The following is a 19,234-nucleotide window of genomic DNA, read 5'->3' on the forward strand; positions in this document are numbered from 1 at the left end:
TTTAAAAACAAATTTAAGAATTAATATATCTTAATAACGTAACTTAGTGTAATTATATTATTTTTGGACAATATTTTTTTTTTATGGAGAAATTAATCCCTTTTACTATTAATGATTTAGCAAAAGTCACAAATCATCGAAGTGGTGAAATAAAATTCGGCGAAAAAATGATCATAATTCCGAAAGGAATTGACAAAGTCGACTTTTTGAGAGAAAGCGAAGCTAAATATGTATTACTGGGAATTCCGGAAGATATTGGTGTACGTGCTAATTATGGCAGACCCGGAACGGCATCTGCGTGGGAAAGTGCTATAAAAAGCATTGCTAACATACAGCATAATCGTTTTGCTAAAGGGAGCCAGATTATCGTTTTGGGACATATTGATGTTTCTCAGGAAATGAGAGAGGTTGAATATCTAGATTTTAATGATATTGATGACCGGTCTAAATTGAGTCAGCTGGTTGAAAAAATAGATAAAGAGGTTTCTCATATTATTTTTACGATTATCAAAGCAGGGAAAACACCCATTATTATTGGTGGAGGCCATAATAATGCTTACGGAAATATAAAAGGTTCGGCTTTAGCCAAGGGAAAACCAGTAAATGCCATTAATTTTGATGCGCATTCAGATTTTAGAATTCTCGAAGGCCGTCATAGCGGAAATGGATTTTCGTATGCTTATGAAGAAGGTTTTCTTAAAAAATATTTCATTTTTGGTTTACATGAAAATTATACTTCAAAAAGTGTTCTTGATATTATTAAAAAATTAGAAGACCGCGTTCGATATAACACTTACGATAGTGTGAATATTCGAAAAGAAAAAGATTTTAATCAGGAAATGGCTTTGGCTTTAGAGTTTATAAAAACAGACTCTTTTGGTATAGAAATCGATCTGGATGCTATTCCTAATATTGCAAGCAGCGCCATGACAATCAGCGGATTTTCGATTGAAGAATTGCGTCAGTTTGTATCTTTTTTCGGGGAACACAGAAATGCTACTTATCTGCATATTTGCGAAGGCGCACCAGATTTGGACCAATCGCCAAACAATCATTTAATTGGGAAATTAATTGGTTATTTAATAACAGATTTCATTAAAGCCAACAACGAAAAAAGTTTATTTTAAGACATTCATAACCACTTAATAATAAGTCTTTTACCAAATAAAACCCGATTCAAATAAACGATTGGCTGAATAAAGCTATCTTTGCACAGAATTTTAGTACTTAAAACTAGATTTCTTAATAAATAAGATATGTTATTCGAAGATTTATCACTTTCAAAAAGTATACAAAAAGCCGTATTTGAAGAAGGCTATTTAAACCCTACACCTATTCAGGAACAATCTATTCCGATCGTTTTGGCCGGAAGAGACCTTATTGGCTGTGCACAAACAGGAACAGGAAAAACGGCAGCATTTGCCATTCCAATTATACATCAGTTACACCGAATTGTTGGTTCTACAAAAAAAGCCAAAGTAATTCGTGCTCTTATTGTTACGCCAACACGTGAATTAGCAGTTCAGATTGGACAAAGTTTTGACACTTATGCTAAATATACCAATTTAACGCAATTGACTATTTTTGGTGGAGTTTCTCAAAACCCGCAAGTTGACACTTTAAAAAAAGGTGTTGATATTTTAGTTGCTACTCCGGGACGATTGCTTGATTTACAAAAACAAGGTTTTCTTGATTTAGATCATTTACACACTTTAGTGCTGGATGAAGCAGATCAGATGTTGGATATGGGTTTTATAAACGATGTAAAAAAGATCGTAAAACTGACTCCTAAAAACCGTCAGACCTTATTATTCTCTGCTACAATGCCAATTGCAATTCGCGAATTAGCCGAGATGTTTTTGCAGGATCCTGCAAAAGTAGAAGTTTCTCCGGTTTCATCAACTGCTGAAAATGTAGAGCAACGTGTTTATTTTGTGGAGAAAACAGAGAAAAGAAATTTGCTTTATCACTTAATAAAAAATGAAGATTTATCTAATGTTTTGGTTTTTTCTAGAACCAAACACGGAGCTGACAATGTTGTAAAAGCATTGCGCAAAAAAGATATTCCTGCAGAAGCTATTCACGGCGATAAATCTCAAAATGCGAGACAACGTGTTTTAGATGCTTTTAAAAATAAAGAAGTTGGTGTTCTTGTAGCGACAGATATTGCAGCAAGAGGAATTGATATTGACCAATTACCGTTTGTAATCAATTTTGATTTGCCAAATATTCCTGAAACATACGTTCACCGAATTGGTAGAACCGGTCGTGCAGGAAATGGCGGAGTTGCAATTTCTTTTTGCAGTAAAGATGAAGAGCCTTACTGGAAAGACATTCAGAAATTGATAAAAGTTGATGTTAAAATCGTAACAGATCATCCGTATCAATGGCATTCTGGAGGTCCGGAAGCAACGGCAGAAAAACCTAAAAATTCTAACCGAAGCGGAGGCGCTCATAAATCGAGAAAATCAAATGCTTCTAAGCAAAATAAAAAACGTTGGTATTAACCAACGTTTTTTGTTTCGTATATTAAGTAATTTATAATCTTAAATAATTTGACAGGCTCAAATGGTTTTATAATAATATCATTCATTCCTGACGAAATGGCTTCATCTGTTATTTCATCTTTATCAAAAGCGGTCAAAGCTACAATAGGCGTTTTTATACCTAACTGACGGATTCTTTTGGTAGTTTCAAATCCATTCATTAAAGGCATATTAATATCCATTAAAACAAGGTCAAAATCTTCGTTTTCGAGTATTTGTATGGCTGCAAAACCATCATCAACCACTGTACAGAGGTAATTATTTTTTTCGATAATTTTTCTGGTTACCAATTGATTAATGACATTATCTTCAACAATTAAAATTTTATATATTTCAGAAGAAGTCAGATCAACCTGAATCTCATCAATAATTATTTTTGTTTTAGCGAGGTCACATTCAAAAGGAATGGTAAATGAAAAAGAGGTTCCTTCGCCTATATTACTTTGCAGAAGAATATCGGTTCCAAAAAGTCCTAATAACCTTTTTACAATACTCAAACCTAAACCTGTTCCTTGATAATCTTCATCTTTTCGGCCGACCTGCACAAATTTTTCGAAAATTTTACTTTGATCTACAGTTGCAATTCCAACACCATTATCTTTTACCTGAAATTCTAAATAATAAAATTTTCCCTGAATATTCTCCAGATTAACGATGATTTCGACTTGTCCGTTTTTTGTAAATTTCAAAGCATTACTCACTAAATTCATAAGAATCTGAGCCAGTCTTAATTTATCGCCTATTAAATATTCGGGAATATTGGGATCAATAAAAATCGAAATTACATTGTTATTTTTTTGGGATAAAAAAGAAAGGGAATTTTTAATCATTGAAATTTCATCAGAAATATTGAATGTCAAATTTTCCAGGACAACTTTATTTTCTTCTATTTTATTGATTTGCAAAATATCATTTACCAAAGACAATAAATATCTGGCAGAAAACTTTAAAGAACTCAAATGCTGACTGTTTGATAATTCTTTGTGCTCTTCGAGCAGCATATTTGTTATCCCGACAACGCCATACAAGGGAGTACGCAGTTCGTGGCTTATGGTCGAAATAAATTGTGTTTTTAATAATGAAGCTTCTTCTGCGATTTCTTTTGCCTGTAAAAGTTCTAAATTGAGTTTTTTCTTAAATCTGATATTCTTTATCAAAGTAATAATTAACAAAAGCAGAATGAAGGAAATTATGATGAAAAGAATAACAATAATTCTTGATTTTTTTAGACTTTGGTATTGTGAAATTTTTTCGTTTTCAATTTTTTCGATCTGTCTTTTATATTCGTCTAACTCAAGATTAAAACCGGCATTAGTTGCTTTTTTAAGTTTTTCATCATTGTAGATTTGTTCTGTTATCTCGTTATAAGCTTCTAAATGTGTATAGGCTTCTTTATGTTTTCCAATTTTGGTCAGGAATTTTGAATATTCTAAGTGTGCATAAGATAAATCCGGCTTATCGTCTTTAGCATTATAAGAAACAGCTTTTAAAAAATATTTATTTGCCTTATCATTATTATTTTCATTCGCCCAATACATTCCGTTTAAAAAATTTAAAGCAACATCGTTCGATTTTCCTTCTAAATCATTTTGATGTTTATTGATGTAATGCAAGTAAGGTAATCCTTCATTATAGTTTCCAATCTTAAAATACGACCAAACTATATTGAGGTTTGTTATAGCAACTTCTTTGAGATATTTTTCTTGTTCTCCAAATTTTAATGACTCTTTATAATATGCAATTCCTTTACTGTACATTTTCTTTTCAAAAAAATATAAGTTACCCAAATTGCTCGTTATCATCATTCTTAAACTCACAATATTAGATCGTTCAGCATAGAATAATGCTTTCTTATAAAAAAATACAGCTTTATCAACTTCGCCTAAATCGTGAAAGTTGATACCAATTATGTTATAGTTTCTGGAAATTAAAGTGTCATTTTTTAGATCAAATGCGTATTGAAGGGCAATTCCGGATTTTTCTAAAGATTTTTCGTAATTCGTCTCATCTAAATAATCACAAGCCTGTTTGGTTAAAGCTTCAATTTTTCCAATCGTTACACTATTGGTCTGGGCTGGCAGCTCAAGACAAAATAGGTTTAGAAAAATAAAAGCTAAAAAACAAAATCTATTAAAGGGCATAATTTGGAAGTATGTTTATTCAAATATACATCTTTAATATAAAACTATAGGCAAGAGTATAATGTAAGCATTCAATAATCAATATTTTAATCATTCGAATTTTGAAAAACTAACAAAAATAAAGTTTAAAACATTAACAAAGACAACACATTTAGAACGTTATTTTAGTGGTATTTTAATCTAAAACCAAACAAAATCAGGATATTAAAAAGCCGTAATGAGATATTCATTACGGCTTTTTTTTAAGGCTATTTTTTTCTTAGATATTATTTTCAGCAATAATATCTGATTGTTCTTTATCACTTTCCCATTTTCCAACTACTGAAGTTGCTAAGGCATTTCCTAAAACATTGGTTGCACTTCTAAACATGTCACAAAAGTGATCTATTGGCAGAATCAATGCAATTCCTTCAATCGGAATTTTAAACATACCACATGTAGCTGCAACGATAACCAAACTCGCTCTTGGCACACCCGCAATTCCTTTACTGGTAAGCATTAAAACCAAAAGCATTGCCATTTGTGTTCCCAAATCTAAATGAACTCCATAAAACTGAGCAATAAAAATACTGGCAAAAGTCATGTACATCATACTTCCGTCAAGGTTAAACGAATATCCTAGCGGTAACATGAAGGCAACAATTTTATCTTTAACTCCAAAATCTTCTAATTCTTCTGTTAATTTAGGAAAAACAGCCTCACTGCTTGTGGTTCCAAAAGCAATGGCTAGCGGACCTACAATACGTCTCAATAATTCAGTCATTCTTCCTTTTAAGAAAATATAACCTACGGCAACCAAGACAACCCATAATGTACCGATTCCTACTAAAAATGATCCGAAGAATTTAAAATAGGTAATTATTAATTCCTCTGCATCTCTTATGGCAAATACTCCTGCAATAGCACCAAAAACCCCAATTGGAGCAAAGTTCATTACATAATTTACCATTTTTAAAACAATATGCGAAGCTTTATCAAAAGCATTTATGATTGGTTTTACAGTGCTTCCTAAAGAAGCTGCTGCTAATCCGAAAAAGATAGAAAATATTACAATTTGTAAAATCTCATTGGTTGCCATTGCTTCAAAAATACTTTTAGGAACAATATGCTCTACAAAATTCTCAACAGATAATATTTTTGTTTTAGCAGTAACCTCAGAAGCTGCATTCATATCAACGTGATCTAATTTTAAACCTACTCCCGGTTCTAAAATATTCACATAAAATAATCCAATCAATAAGGATATAAAAGAAGCTGTAAAAAACCAGCCAAGTGCTTTTCCTCCAACTCTTCCAACCGTTTTTATATCGCCCAACTTTGCAATTCCTACTACAAGAGTGGTAAATACTAAAGGAGCGATAATCATTTGCACTAATCTGATAAAGATAGTAGCCAGCATTTTTATTTTATTACTAAATGATACCGCTGCTTCCTGTGAAATTGAATTATGAATAATAATTCCCAGAGTTGCTCCAAGTATCATTGCAATTATAATTTGCCCGGTTAATCCTGAAAAAAATGATTTCTTTTTGGTTTCTGTAACTTGCATTAATTTGTTTGTTTTAAATTAAAATATTAAGACCCTCACTGTCTTTAATTTATTAATATGTTTTGTTGATTAAGTAAAAATCAGCCAAAACAATCGCGGCCATTGCTTCTACAATTGGCACTCCGCGAGGTACTACACACGGGTCATGACGTCCTTTTCCGGTCATTGGTGTAATATTTCCTTTATTATCAAGTGAATCCTGAGTTTGCATAATGGTAGCAACGGGTTTAAAAGCAACTCTGAAATAAATATCCATTCCGTTACTAATTCCACCCTGAATTCCCCCTGAAAGATTTGTTTTTGTAGTTCCGTCAGGATTATATAAATCGTTGTGTTCGCTTCCTTTCATTTCTGATCCTGAAAATCCGCTTCCGAATTCAAAACCTTTTACTGCATTAATAGAAAGCATTGCTTTTCCTAATTCGGCATGCAATTTATCAAATACAGGTTCTCCTAAACCAACCGGAACATTTTGAATAACGCATGAAACAATTCCACCAACAGTATCGCCCTGTTTGCGAATATCACGAATATATTCTTCCATAATTGCTGCTGATTTCTCGTCAGGACAACGAACCGGATTGCTTTCTATTTTAGAAAAATCCAAATCCTGATACGGTGTATCTAAATGAATTGGACCAACAGATGAAACGTATGCATTAATTTTAATTTCAGGTAACATTTGCTTCGCAATTGCACCTGCTACTACTCTACTCGCTGTTTCTCTTGCCGAACTTCTTCCGCCACCGCGATAATCGCGAAAACCGTATTTCTGATCGTATACATAATCAGCATGACTTGGTCTGTAATTGTCTTTTATATGCGAGTAATCGTCTGATTTTTGATTGGTATTCGGGATAATAAAACCTATTGGTGTTCCTGTGGTTTTACCTTCAAATATTCCTGATAAAAACTGAACCGCATCCGGTTCTTTACGTTGGGTTACAATTGCTGACTGTCCTGGTTTTCTTCTTGCCATTTCAACTTCAATTGCTTCTAAATCAAGTTGTATTCCTGATGGACAACCGTCGATAATTCCGCCTAAAGCTTCTCCGTGCGATTCTCCAAATGTAGTAACTTTATATAGTGTGCCGTAGCTATTTCCTGCCATTGTAATTTGTTTTGAGCAAATGTAAGTTTTATGAATTAAATTAAAAAATTTAAAGTTGGTATTATTAAGTAAACATTAAACACTTTAAAAATCGTAATTTATTAAAATTGAAGCCAAATTGATAACCTTTTGATAAAACAAATCGAGCGCAATTTCCTTTTATTTGTTAAACTTCAAAATAATAAAAATTGAAAAAGAGAAATGTCGAATTGGTCATTATTTCAGATGTCCATTTAGGTACTTACGGCAGCCACGCTAAAGAGCTAAACAACTATCTGTCAAGCATAAAACCAAAAACATTAGTCTTAAACGGCGATATCATTGATGCCTGGCAATTTAGAAAATCCTACTTTCCGAAAGCGCATTTAAGAGTTATTCAAAAAATTATCGGAATGGCTTCTAAGGGCACAAAAGTGTATTACATTACCGGAAATCATGATGAAATTCTGCGCAAATTCAGCGACATGAATATGGGGAATTTCGCCTTGGTCGATAAATTACTTTTAGAACTGGACGGCAAAAAAGCCTGGATTTTTCATGGAGATGTTTTTGATGCTTCTGTACAACATTCAAAATGGATTGCAAAATTAGGTGGTTTAGGATATGATTACCTAATTCTTATAAACCGTTTTATCAACTGGCTTTTATCTAAACTGGGTAGAGAACCTTATTCTTTCTCTAAAAAAATAAAGGCAAGTGTAAAAAAGGCGGTAAAATTTATCTCAGATTTCGAAACTACAGCTACAGATTTGGCTATCGAAAAAAATTATGATTATGTAATTTGCGGGCATATTCATGAACCAAAAATTATTACTAAAGAAAATAAACACGGATCTACTTTATATCTAAATTCCGGCGACTGGATCGAAAACTTAACGGCTTTAGAATACCATAAAAAGCGTTGGAAATTATTCTCTTATTCTCAATCTAATTTTACTGAGGAAGAAAATCTTTTTGAAATGGAAGACATTCTGACCAATCACTTAATCACTTCAATCATAAAGCAAAAGTAAGTTTCGATAAAATATTAATTTGCATGTTTTATAGTGAAATCTTTCTCTGAACATGGTGTAGAATAGTTTTAAATGTGAATTATATAACAATTTAAAATAATTTTATACGTTTTCACTTTTACAGTAATTGTAAGTTTGAAAAAAATTAATACCACTTTTATGAAAAAGATTATTTTATCTGCGCTTATGCTAATTGGTTTAGCATTTACGGCTCAATCACAAGAAATTGCAAAAAATGCATTAGGTCTAAGACTTGGAGATAACAACGGATTTGGAGGAGAGATTTCGTACCAAAGAGGTTTATCAAAAAATAACAGACTTGAGTTCGATTTAGGATGGAGAAACAGTGATGATATTGATGCTATTAAAGGAGTTGCACTTTATCAATGGGTTTGGAACATTGATGGTGGTTTTAATTGGTACGCTGGTGTAGGTGGTGGTTTAGCTGCCTGGGATGACAATCATTATTACAATAACAACGATTACGATCATAATGGTGTGTATGTTTTTGCAGCCGGTGATATTGGTATCGAATATGGTTTTGACAATGTGCCAATCTTATTATCATTAGATGCAAGACCAGAAATTGGTTCAGGATATTATAATGATGACAACTTCGGATTTGATGTAGGTTTGGGAGTGAAATTCAAATTCTAAAAATATCAAATAAAAAAAATTGTAAAAAAAAAAACCTGTCGTTTAACGCGACAGGTTTTTTTTTATTTCTTTATTTAATTATAATTTCTTTTTTCGAATGTATTTTCACAACCGTATAAGGATAAGTAATTGCCTGCATCACCATTGCGTCTTTTGCAGGACTATTTTCTTTTACCGTAATAATGATATTTTTATCTGTTTCTTCTACTTTTTCAACACCAATAGTATATCCGCCTGTGTTTTTCTCACCCATATTCAGGATAATATAATTAGAATTGCTTATGTCAGGCTGCTTCATTTTGTTAGCTAAAAGTGGGTCAGTTTCAAGCATTTTGATTTCATTAGGTTCTGTCAAAATCTCAAAAAATTTAATATTTCCACCTCCGTCAGATTGCTCTGTCAGAATTTCATATAATGCATTTGGACCTGAAGTTTTTTTCGCTCCACAAGAGACCAGAACAAAAATTATTAAAACCGAAATTACTTTTTTCATCTGCGTTTATTTAAATTAATGTTTCTCTAATTTATAATCATCTATAGCCCTTTGATACAAAGCTTCATATTTAGGCAAGATATTTACAATATCAAATTTCTTTGCAACCTCTAAAGCGTTTGCTTTAAACTGATTTAAAATAGCATCATCTTCCAGAATCTTTATTGCATTTGCTGCCATTTCTTCTACATCTCCAACGTTGCTCAAATAGCCTGAATAACCATCAAAATTTACTTCCGGTAAACCACCTGAATTACTTGAAATTACAGGAACTCCACAAGCCATTGCTTCTAAAGCTGCCAAACCAAAACTTTCCGTTTCTGAAGGAAGTAAAAATAAATCTGTTAAAAGTAAAATTTTATCGATTTCATTACTGTTTCCAAAGAAAATTACTTTGTCATAAATGCCTAATTCCTGGCACAAAATCTCCGCTTTTTCTTTTTCAGGACCATCACCAACCATCATCAGTTTTGCAGGCATTACTTTTTGAATATTATAGAAAATTTTAATAATATCCGGAATACGTTTTACCTTTCTAAAGTTACTGATGTGTGTAATTATACGCTCGTTTTCCTTTGCCATAACATAACGGTGACAAGGCGCAAGCGGATCTTTTTTCACTTTATCCAATTCGATAAAATTCGGAATTACCTTTATTTTATTCTTGATTTTGAATAATTTCAACGTATCATCTTTCAGACTTTGAGAAACCGAAGTCACATAATCCGATTTATTGATGCTAAAAGTCACTGCAGGTTTATAAAATGGGTGATTTCCCACCAGTGTAATATCGGTTCCGTGAAGCGTCGTAATCATCGGAAGATTAATTCCCTCATTCTTTAGCATTTGCTTCGCCATATAACCCGCATAAGCGTGGGGAATTGCATAATGCACGTGTAGTACTTCAATCTTATATAATTTCACCATATCAACCAATTTGCTTGACAAAGCCAACTCATAAGGCTGATAATGAAAAAGAGGATATTCAGGAACGTTTACTTCGTGATAATGAACATTGGGGTTTAAAAGTGCCAACCTAACCGGCTGACTATAAGTAATAAAGTGGATTTCGTGTCCGCGTCTGGCTAATTCAAGGCCTAGTTCTGTGGCTACTACCCCACTACCACCAAAAGTCGGATAACAAACTATTGCTATTTTCATGTATTAAATTTAATACTACGAAAGTACTCAAAATTCACGTTTAATTAAGTATTTCAATTGTTAGATTTTTGTGAATTTAAGATTTATCAGATTATTAGAATGATAAAGAGGAAGAGTTACAAATTAAGATCTTTCCAGTTCATCTAAGCAAAATCGAAGTATTTTGCTCAAACTCATAACTCATAACTTATAATTCATAACTTTTATCAGGAGCAGAAAACAATGATTTTCAAAAGAACAACTTGTCCCGCTGTCCGTTATATCTTTTATGCCTCCCGAAGCCTCGGGACCGGCACAAAAGGATGTCACTTCCATCGGGACTAGACCAGAGATTATAGTTTTTATAAGAACTTTTTTTGCCTTTATTAAACCTAACAGGTTTTAAAAACCTATCGGGTTTGGTGTAGTTTGTCCATTTTAAAATCTTTACACAATTTGTCATCTGACAAAGGAAGAACAACATTCGAAATTTAATAAAGAGTTCCGAAGGAACAAATCATATTGTAGGGATGGATTTTAATCCATTCTTCGCAATTAAAACACACAGTTTGTCATTCCGAGAAACGAGGAATCTTCGCAAGAAACTCTAAAAAGATTGAAACTTTTGATTGCGGAGCTACTCGTGGAAATTCCTCGTTCCTCGGAATGACAAACGGTGTGTTTAAAACCAGAACTAAGGATACAAAAAAAGGCACAAAATCTAAATTTTATGCCTTTCAAATATATTTTAAATTTCTTCTAGAAAAATCTGCTATGCCAACTATCGGCGGCAGGAACTTCCCAAGATTCGTTGTATTCTTCGATGTTGTTTACAAGATTATTAAAAACAATCGTATTCTCAGAAACCGATTTGTCTTTAACCATTTTCTTGAAGTCAATTAAAGGTTTGTGTGCGATATGTTCGCCAAGTTTAAAAGTAACGTTCATTTTATCTAACAAATCAACGTTGTATTTTTTCTCTAAACTTTGAATAAACTCTACTGAACTATCAATAGAACAACCTGTAGCGGCCTGTACATCCTGATTTACAGCCAAAATAATGAATCGGTTGTATTTTAGTTGATACGAAGCTTCTAAACTTGTTCCGTGTGCTGCCCATTCTTCAACAAAAGCTTTCAGGTCAGTTTCTATTTCAGAAAATTCCTCCTCAGAAAATTTTCTGTTCGATTGATAAATCCATATTCTGGATTCACCAGGTAAATCTTCAAAAGGTATATACATTTTAATTTTAGATTTTAGATTGATGGATTTTAGATTTAGAAGTTTCAAGTTTCAGATTAAAAACTTAGAACCTTAGCAACTTAGTACCTCAGAACCTTTATTTACAAATCCTGCGCATTAGCAATTAACTCTGCAATGTCCATTACTTTAACTTGTCCTTCTTTTTCTTTGTTTTTAATACCATCTGTTAACATCGTATTACAAAACGGACAACCTGCTGCAATAATATCCGGCTGAACTTCTAAAGCGTCTTCCGTACGCAGTACGTTTACTTCTTTGTTTCCTGGTTCGGCATCTTTAAACATTTGTGCTCCACCCGCTCCACAGCATAATCCGTTTGCTTTTGAACGTTTCATTTCAACCAATTCAACATCTAATTTTTCAATTAAATCTCTTGGTGCTTCATATACGTTATTCGCTCTTCCTAAGTAACAAGGATCGTGAAAAGTAATTTTTTTGCCTTTGAACTGACCGCCTTCAACTGTTAATCTTCCGTCATCCATTAATGATTTTAAGAATTCAGTATGATGGATTACATCATATTTACCGCCTAATTCAGGATATTCGTTTTTTAAAGTATTAAAACAATGCGGACAAGCGGTAACTATTTTTTTTGCTTCGTATGCATTCAAAACCTCGATATTCATCATGGCCTGCATTTGAAACAAAAATTCATTTCCAGCTCTTTTTGCCGGATCTCCGGTACAACTTTCCTCAGTACCAAGTACTGCGAAAGAAACGTTTGTACGATTTAAAATACGCACAAATGCTTTTGTAATTTTCTTTGCTCTATCATCAAAACTTCCTGCACAACCTACCCAAAACAAAACTTCTGGTTGTTTTCCTTCGGCGAGCATTTCTGCCATTGTTGGTACTACTAAACTTTCTGACATCTTATTATTTTGTTAAATCGGTTAATCGTTTATTTGGTTAATCGTTACATGTAAACAATCTTCACTAAAAAAACCGAAATTCTATTTTATTAATCGATTAAACGGTTAAATAAATAACCAATTAAACTCTTTTTAATTTTCGTTTTTCCAATTCAATCTGTCTTGCTGACTGTATTGCCAAGGCGCTCCATTGTTTTCAATATTGGTCATCATTGCGTTTAATGACATTGGAGCTGCACTTTGTTCCATTACAAGGTAACGACGCATATCCATAATAATAGACAACGGACTGATATTTACCGGACACTCTTCTACACAGGCATTACAAGACGTACACGCCCACAATTCTTCTGGTGTGATATAATCGTTTAATAAAGTTTTATTATCCGGAACAAAAACACCTTTATTAGCATCAATATTTTTTCCTACTTCCTGCAAACGGTCTCTTGTGTCCATCATAATTTTACGAGGAGACAATTTTTTACCGGTTTGATTTGCCGGACAAGCTGACGTACAACGTCCGCATTCTGTACAAGTGTAAGCGTTTAATAACTGAACCCAGTTCAAATCCTGAACATCACTTGCACCAAATTTACTTGGAGCAGCATTTTCATCAACCGGAGCTGCAGCAAACGGATCAGCATTAGGATCCATCATTAATTTTACTTCTTTTGTAACAGACTCCAAATTATCAAATTGACCCTTTGGTCTCAAATCTGCAAAATAAGTATTTGGGAACGCTAAAAGAATATGCAAGTGTTTTGAGAAATATAAGTAGTTCATAAAAACTAAAATACCTGCAATATGCAACCACCAAAATATTTCTGTCAATAACATCACCAATTCATTTGACATCCCATTAAAAATTGGCGCAATAAACTGACTCACAGGAAAACTTCCTGCTTTATGAAAATGAGAAAACCCACCGGGAACATTCTGTAAATGCAAGTCGGAAGCATTCATCAATAAAAACAATGTCATCAAAATCATCTCGAAATACAAGATGTAATTGGCATCACTTTTAGGAAATCCATTTAAATCCGGATTTATAAAACGTTTTAATCGGATTACATTTCTTCTGATCCAGAAAACGATAACCGCTACAAGAACTAAAAGTGCTAATATTTCGAAAGAACCGATTAATATATTATAAGCAGTTCCTAAAAAAGCAAAAACTCTGTGCGTACCAAATAAACCATCAATAACGATTTCAAGCAATTCGATATTAATAATAATAAAGCCCAGATAGACAATAATATGCAAAACACCCGCTACCGGACGTTTGACCATTTTAGACTGTCCGAGCGCAATTAAAGCCATGTTTGCCCAACGTGCCTGAGGATTGTCTTTTCTATCTACATCAACTCCTAAGTTAATGTTTCGGATAATTTTTTTTACACTCGTTGCAAAAAAACCAAAACCTGCTATTAGAAGAATAGCGAATAAAATATTATCTAAATAGCTCATTCTTATTATTTTTTGTCAGTTGTATTTGCATCTTCTTTAGGCGCTACGTAAGGTTTGTTTTTCTTTCCGAAAAGTGAAACATTTACATATCGTGTTGGGTAAAGACGAACATCTTGTAACAATAACTCAAGCTCTTTTGAAGTTTTAGCCAGATTATTATACAAAGCATCATCATTTAAAAGTTTTCCTGCTGTACCTTTTCCTGAATTTAGGTTACTCATAATACCATCAACTTTAGCTAAAGTCTGGTTTAAGTTACGAACTGTTTTCCCTAAATCAGCTTTATTTAAAGAATCAGATATTTTATTGAAGTTATTTGACATTTTATTAAAGTTTGTCACTACTCCGTTTATCTGACCTTTGTTTGTGTCTAAAATAGAATTAAGAGTTCCTGATGCTCTATGAAATTGCTCCATCGTCTCGCTTAATTCTGCCAATGATTTCTTAATATCTTGTTGCCCTTTTGCATCCAGAACATTGTTTAGTCCTGTTACCAGAGTATTGATATTAGCAAGCATTAAATCTAATTTTTGCTGAATTGGTTCAATTTTACCTCCTAAAGATTCTGTTAAACCTAGTTCAACATTTCCTTGTAACGTTTGTCCGTCAACAACTGGTTCCTTATCCTTAAGATTAGGTACAATTTTAATTTGTTTTCCACCAATTAAACTTGGTGAATATAAATAGGCTTCACTGGTTTTAGAAATAGGGAAATCAGTTTTTAACTGAAGTTCTACTAATAATTTCCCTGTATTTTCATTGATCGTAATTTTAGTTACTTTACCAATTGCAAGTCCGTTTAAAGTTACTGGTGCTGATTGCGGCAAATCTTCTACATTATCATATTCAACATATAATGTCTGATAATTTGTAAAAAGATCCTGACCTTTTAAAAAGCTATATCCCCAAATAAATAATAATATTGACGCGATGACTAATATAGCCGTTTTGATTTCTCTTGTTAGTTTCAAAATTCTAAGTGTTTCTACAAAATTAATATAAATATTCGAACTTGTTGCTTTTATTTAATAGCGTCCTGAATATTGATTTTTTCTCCGTCTTTGTATGCTATCAGGAAAGAAGCTCCATATCCTTTACTTTTAGCTTCTTGCAAATATTTTTTGGCATCTTCATAATTCGAAGTTTCCTGATAAAAATATTTATAAATATTGTTTTCATACAACATTGTTACATTTTTAAGGCCTTTAAAATTTTTAGGCTCTAATGGTGTTTTCTTAATACTGGCAATAAGCTGTACTTTAAAAAAAGTTCCTTTTGGAGCATTTTTTATTACAGGAGTATCAACAACCTTTGGTTTAGTAGGACTTGACGTGTCTCTTACCGGTTTTACATCTACTTCTGTATTTCCATTACCAAAATATTCTCTTTTATAACTTATAATGGCATCAGCAATAGCTTTGGCAATATCGTTTTGTCCTTCTTCAGAATTTAATACATTCCCTTCTGCCGGATTTGAAACGAAACCAGTCTCTACTAATACCCTTGGCATAAACGCTTTATGAAGCACCATAAAAGGAGCCTGTTTTACACCTCCCTGACGAAGTTTTTTCCCCAATTTATCAAAATTATCTTCAATTTTACTCGCTAAAGAAATACTATTATCAAGATATTCTTCCTGCATTAAGGTCATTCCTACCATTGATTCAGGCGAATTTGGATCGTAACCTTCATATTTACGTTTATAATCTTTCTCTAACGTAATTACCGAGTTCTCTTTTTTCGCAGCTTCAAGATTCGATGCCGTTTTACTCAAACCCATTACATAAGTTTCAGTTCCATCTGCAGCGGTATTTTTGTTCGCGTTACAGTGAATAGAGACAAAAATATTTGAATTTGCTCTGTTTGCAATGTTGGCTCTTTCGACAAGATCGATAAAGACATCTGTTTTACGAGTATAGATTACATCAACATTGGGACTTGTTTCTAATATTTTTCCAACTTTTAACACAATTGCCAAAGCAATATTTTTTTCAATCCTGCCACTATAAACGGCACCAAAGTCATGATCGCCATGACCGGCGTCCAGAGTTACTTTAAAGACATTCGATTGACTGTAAGCACAAAATGTTATTATTGTTAGAAAAAAACTAAAGATTAGTCTAGTTTTGCTAATTATATTCATAAATCTAAAAGTTAATTTTAATAAAATGCAACTGCTATAATTTTTATAATTGATTATTTTTGACAAAAAATTATATGTAAGTTTGACATGTCAAAAAACAAGCCATACTTTTACAAAAATAGCATTTAAACCTTTGCATACAAACTTATTTAATATCGTTTTAATATCATTTTTCCTAACACTAGGATGTGGTAAATTATATTCGCAAGAAATAAAAAACAAAAACAAGCCCTTACCGGCTGTAAAACAAACAGATAAACCAACAACTAGTATAACTGATACCATAAAATTGGATACCGTTAGACCTAAAAAGACTTTTCTTGACGGAAAAGTTAAATATAGGGCGAAGGACTATGCCAAAATAGATCAGAAAAATAAAACCATCACGCTTTATAACGAAGCTGAGTTATACTATAAAGATGTTGAGTTAAAATCAGGTATCATTGTACTTAATTACGAAAAAGATGAAGTGTACGCCGGCAGGATAAAAGATTCTGTTGGAGTTTTGACACAATACCCTAATTTCAAACAAGGCGCAAGCGAAGTTCAGCCCGACTCTATTCGTTTTAATTTTAAAACAAAAAAGGCTTTAATTTACAATTCGAGAACTGAACAAGGTGAATTTAAAATTAAAGCAGCAGTTACTAAAAAAGAAAACGACTCTGTTTACTTTTTAAAAGGTGCCCGTTTTACTACTGCAAAAGATATCGATAATCCTGAATATTATTTTAGAACGAACAAAGTAAAATTTGTTCCCAACAAAAAAGTAGTGGTTGGTGTGACCCAAATGGTAATTGCTGATGTACCAACTCCTTTGGCACTGCCTTTTGCTTTTTTTCCAATGACGGAGGAAAAAAGTGTTTCAGGAATTATCATACCAAGTTACAATGACTCAAATACACGTGGATTTTCGTTGCAAAACATGGGGTATTATTTTGCTTTAGACGATAATTATGACTTAACTGTTTTGGCAGATTATTATACAAACGGTAGTTACGCAATGCGATTTGAATCTGCATACGCCACAAGATATAAATACAGAGGTAATATTAATGTCCGTTTTGAGAATTTAATAAACAGCGAAAGAGGTTATCCTGATTATTCTAAACAGAATATCTACAACATTCAGTGGTCGCACTCAAAAGACACAAAATCGAATCCTAATTCTACATTTTCTGCTTCCGTGAATATGGGTAGTAGTAAATATTTTAAGCAATCTATTAATCAGGCGAACGTTGGTTCTAACTTGAATAATACTTTAAGTTCCTCTATTTCCTATAATAAAACTTTCAATACAATTCCGCAAGCGAGAATATCGCTAACAGCAACGCATTCGCAAAATACTCAGACAGAGCAAATCAACATGACTTTGCCAACATTACAGGCAAGTATAGATCGTGTTTATCCGTTTGTTGGCAAGGATGGTGTAAAAAAGGGTTTTATAAAGAACATCAACTTGCAATATAACTTAAGCGGTAAAAATAACATTGTAACTACTGATTCGTTATTCTTTAAACCACAAATGTTTAGAGATGCGCAAATTGGTATGCAACACTCTATTCCTATTAGTACTAACTTTAAAATATTTAAATATTTTAGTGCCGGAGCTTCTACTAATTACCAGGAAACATGGGTTACTAAAACCGTTCAAAAAGATTATAACACCGATTTAAGCAAGGTTGAAACTTCAACCATAAATGGTTTTGATGCTTTTAGAACTTATAATTTCAGCACGAATTTAGGAACTACTATTTACGGTACTTTTAATTTTGGTGATAATAAAAAAATTCAATCGATTCGTCACGTTATGCGTCCTACTATTACGTATGCGTATACGCCAAGTTTCGAAAAATACTACGATACTTATGCTGTTGATGCTTCAGGAAGAATAACAACTGAATACACGCGATTTGAAGGCGGTGTTTACGGTGCTCCCAGCAAAGACAATTCTAATATAGTTGCATTTGCTTTAAGCAATACCTTTGAAGCTAAAGTAAGAGATAAGGACAGCACAAAAACAGAACCTAAAAAAATTATGTTACTGAACAATTTAAATTTCAGTACCAGTTATAATTTTAATGCTAACGGAAAAGAAACTTTAGCCTGGCAGCCTGTACTTGTAAGTGGTGGAACTCAGTTTTTTGACAATAAAATGAATGTCAATTTTGGAGCTACTCTGGATCCTTATGCAATTGACAACTCCGGAAACAGAATGAATATGTATAACATTGACAATGGAGGAAGTTTATTTAGAATGACTAGTGCTAATGTCACCATGAACTATTCGTTCTCTAATAAGGGCGGAAAAGAGGAAAATAAACAGAGTGAACGGAACGGTGGTCGGAAGGATGATTTATTTGGTACTAATACCGACTTAAACGATAGCCGAAACAGTCAGTTTGCGAATGAAAAAGACGATGGCGAGGATGTTATTACAGAATTCTTTAATTCTAAAATTCCCTGGGATATGACAATGGCATATTCTTTAACATATTCGAATGTAAATCGTGAAAGTAAAATTAGTGGAAACTCCATTATGATTTCTGCTAATATGGATATTACTCCTAAATGGAAAGGTGGAGTTTCTACCGGTTATGACTTTGTACAAAAAGGAGTTACATTTACTCAGTTTCGTTTTGAAAGAGATTTATTAAGCTGGAGAATGGCCTTTAACTGGAGTCCGCTTGGGGTTAACTCAAACTGGAATTTCTTTATCGGAATTAAATCAGGTGTCTTGAGTGACATTAAATGGAACAAACGAAGTACTTCTAATCGATAATAAAATCGTATTTTAGTTATATTATTCTTTTGATCATTAAAATCTTAATGGTTCAATAAA

The 19,234-nt window shown here is 32.9% G+C and carries 15 protein-coding genes; 5 read left to right on the forward strand and 10 right to left on the reverse strand.

Annotated features, from left to right (window positions below):
* The first annotated feature begins 83 nt into the window (after nt 1-83).
* Nucleotides 84-1,127 carry a formimidoylglutamase gene (locus EV143_RS11485; protein WP_133508083.1) on the forward strand — a complete coding sequence of 348 codons (1,044 nt, stop codon included), beginning with the start codon at nt 84-86 and terminating at the stop codon, nt 1,125-1,127.
* Between the two features lie 129 nt (nt 1,128-1,256).
* The gene (locus tag EV143_RS11490) at nt 1,257-2,507 is read left to right on the forward strand and encodes a DEAD/DEAH box helicase (RefSeq protein WP_133508084.1); all 1,251 of its coding nucleotides are present in this window, start codon (nt 1,257-1,259) and stop codon (nt 2,505-2,507) included.
* Here the strand turns inward: EV143_RS11490 and EV143_RS11495 are convergent.
* The 3 genes from EV143_RS11495 to aroC form a co-directional block, all read right to left on the reverse strand.
* Nucleotides 2,504-4,687 carry a response regulator gene (locus tag EV143_RS11495; protein WP_133508085.1) on the reverse strand — a complete coding sequence of 728 codons (2,184 nt, stop codon included), beginning with the start codon at nt 4,685-4,687 and terminating at the stop codon, nt 2,504-2,506. The two genes, EV143_RS11490 and EV143_RS11495, sit on opposite strands and share 4 nt — an antisense overlap.
* A gap of 259 nt (nt 4,688-4,946) precedes the next feature.
* Nucleotides 4,947-6,236, reverse strand: coding sequence for a dicarboxylate/amino acid:cation symporter (locus EV143_RS11500; RefSeq protein ID WP_133508086.1), 1,290 nt, complete (start codon nt 6,234-6,236; stop codon nt 4,947-4,949).
* Between the two features lie 52 nt (nt 6,237-6,288).
* Nucleotides 6,289-7,347 (reverse strand): chorismate synthase, encoded by a 1,059-nt coding sequence (gene aroC, locus EV143_RS11505; RefSeq protein WP_133508087.1) that lies wholly within the window; start codon nt 7,345-7,347, stop codon nt 6,289-6,291.
* A 188-nt stretch (nt 7,348-7,535) separates the two neighbouring features.
* On the opposite strand from aroC, the gene EV143_RS11510 reads away from it, so the two are divergent.
* Together EV143_RS11510 and EV143_RS11515 are read left to right on the forward strand one after the other, a co-directional pair.
* Entirely contained in the window at nt 7,536-8,360 is an 825-nt protein-coding gene (locus EV143_RS11510; RefSeq protein WP_133508088.1) for a UDP-2,3-diacylglucosamine diphosphatase, read from the forward strand.
* A gap of 159 nt (nt 8,361-8,519) precedes the next feature.
* Entirely contained in the window at nt 8,520-9,017 is a 498-nt protein-coding gene (locus tag EV143_RS11515) for a hypothetical protein (protein WP_133508089.1), read from the forward strand.
* Nucleotides 9,018-9,087: 70 nt separating this feature from the next.
* Here the strand turns inward: EV143_RS11515 and EV143_RS11520 are convergent, their stop codons facing one another.
* The 7 genes from EV143_RS11520 to EV143_RS11550 all read right to left on the reverse strand — a co-directional run bounded on the left by EV143_RS11520 (nt 9,088) and on the right by EV143_RS11550 (nt 16,395).
* Nucleotides 9,088-9,510 (reverse strand): protease complex subunit PrcB family protein, encoded by a 423-nt coding sequence (locus EV143_RS11520; RefSeq protein WP_133508090.1) that lies wholly within the window; start codon nt 9,508-9,510, stop codon nt 9,088-9,090.
* A 15-nt stretch (nt 9,511-9,525) separates the two neighbouring features.
* Nucleotides 9,526-10,671 (reverse strand): N-acetyl-alpha-D-glucosaminyl L-malate synthase BshA, encoded by a 1,146-nt coding sequence (gene bshA, locus EV143_RS11525; protein ID WP_133508091.1) that lies wholly within the window; start codon nt 10,669-10,671, stop codon nt 9,526-9,528.
* A gap of 738 nt (nt 10,672-11,409) precedes the next feature.
* A complete protein-coding gene (locus EV143_RS11530; RefSeq protein ID WP_133508092.1) occupies nt 11,410-11,892 on the reverse strand; it encodes an ABC transporter ATPase in 483 nt (160 codons plus the stop codon).
* A gap of 101 nt (nt 11,893-11,993) precedes the next feature.
* Nucleotides 11,994-12,785: a (Fe-S)-binding protein gene (locus tag EV143_RS11535; RefSeq protein ID WP_133508093.1), complete on the reverse strand. Its 792-nt coding sequence runs from the start codon at nt 12,783-12,785 to the stop codon at nt 11,994-11,996.
* Between the two features lie 132 nt (nt 12,786-12,917).
* Nucleotides 12,918-14,252, reverse strand: coding sequence for a (Fe-S)-binding protein (locus tag EV143_RS11540; protein WP_133508094.1), 1,335 nt, complete (start codon nt 14,250-14,252; stop codon nt 12,918-12,920).
* Between the two features lie 5 nt (nt 14,253-14,257).
* Nucleotides 14,258-15,223, reverse strand: coding sequence for an MlaD family protein (locus EV143_RS11545; protein ID WP_133508095.1), 966 nt, complete (start codon nt 15,221-15,223; stop codon nt 14,258-14,260).
* A 50-nt stretch (nt 15,224-15,273) separates the two neighbouring features.
* Complete coding sequence (locus tag EV143_RS11550) at nt 15,274-16,395, reverse strand: N-acetylmuramoyl-L-alanine amidase family protein (protein WP_133508096.1); 1,122 nt, start codon at nt 16,393-16,395, stop codon at nt 15,274-15,276.
* 82 nt (nt 16,396-16,477) lie between these two features.
* On the opposite strand from EV143_RS11550, the gene EV143_RS11555 reads away from it, so the two are divergent.
* A complete protein-coding gene (locus EV143_RS11555; RefSeq protein ID WP_166638144.1) occupies nt 16,478-19,174 on the forward strand; it encodes a putative LPS assembly protein LptD in 2,697 nt (898 codons plus the stop codon).
* The last annotated feature ends 60 nt before the right edge of the window (nt 19,175-19,234 follow it).

The sequence above is a fragment of the Flavobacterium chryseum genome, from assembly GCF_004362015.1.
Lineage (GTDB): Bacteria > Bacteroidota > Bacteroidia > Flavobacteriales > Flavobacteriaceae > Flavobacterium.

Coding starts and splice junctions, on each gene's coding strand:
- bshA (WP_133508091.1), bottom strand. CDS start 10,671: ATGAAAATAGCAATAGTTTGTTATCCGACTTTTGGTGGTAGTGGGGTA.
- EV143_RS11500 (WP_133508086.1), bottom strand. CDS start 6,236: ATGCAAGTTACAGAAACCAAAAAGAAATCATTTTTTTCAGGATTAACC.
- EV143_RS11520 (WP_133508090.1), bottom strand. CDS start 9,510: ATGAAAAAAGTAATTTCGGTTTTAATAATTTTTGTTCTGGTCTCTTGT.
- aroC (WP_133508087.1), bottom strand. CDS start 7,347: ATGGCAGGAAATAGCTACGGCACACTATATAAAGTTACTACATTTGGA.
- EV143_RS11515 (WP_133508089.1), top strand. CDS start 8,520: ATGAAAAAGATTATTTTATCTGCGCTTATGCTAATTGGTTTAGCATTT.
- EV143_RS11530 (WP_133508092.1), bottom strand. CDS start 11,892: ATGTATATACCTTTTGAAGATTTACCTGGTGAATCCAGAATATGGATT.
- EV143_RS11535 (WP_133508093.1), bottom strand. CDS start 12,785: ATGTCAGAAAGTTTAGTAGTACCAACAATGGCAGAAATGCTCGCCGAA.
- EV143_RS11485 (WP_133508083.1), top strand. CDS start 84: ATGGAGAAATTAATCCCTTTTACTATTAATGATTTAGCAAAAGTCACA.
- EV143_RS11550 (WP_133508096.1), bottom strand. CDS start 16,395: ATGAATATAATTAGCAAAACTAGACTAATCTTTAGTTTTTTTCTAACA.
- EV143_RS11490 (WP_133508084.1), top strand. CDS start 1,257: ATGTTATTCGAAGATTTATCACTTTCAAAAAGTATACAAAAAGCCGTA.
- EV143_RS11540 (WP_133508094.1), bottom strand. CDS start 14,252: ATGAGCTATTTAGATAATATTTTATTCGCTATTCTTCTAATAGCAGGT.
- EV143_RS11495 (WP_133508085.1), bottom strand. CDS start 4,687: ATGCCCTTTAATAGATTTTGTTTTTTAGCTTTTATTTTTCTAAACCTA.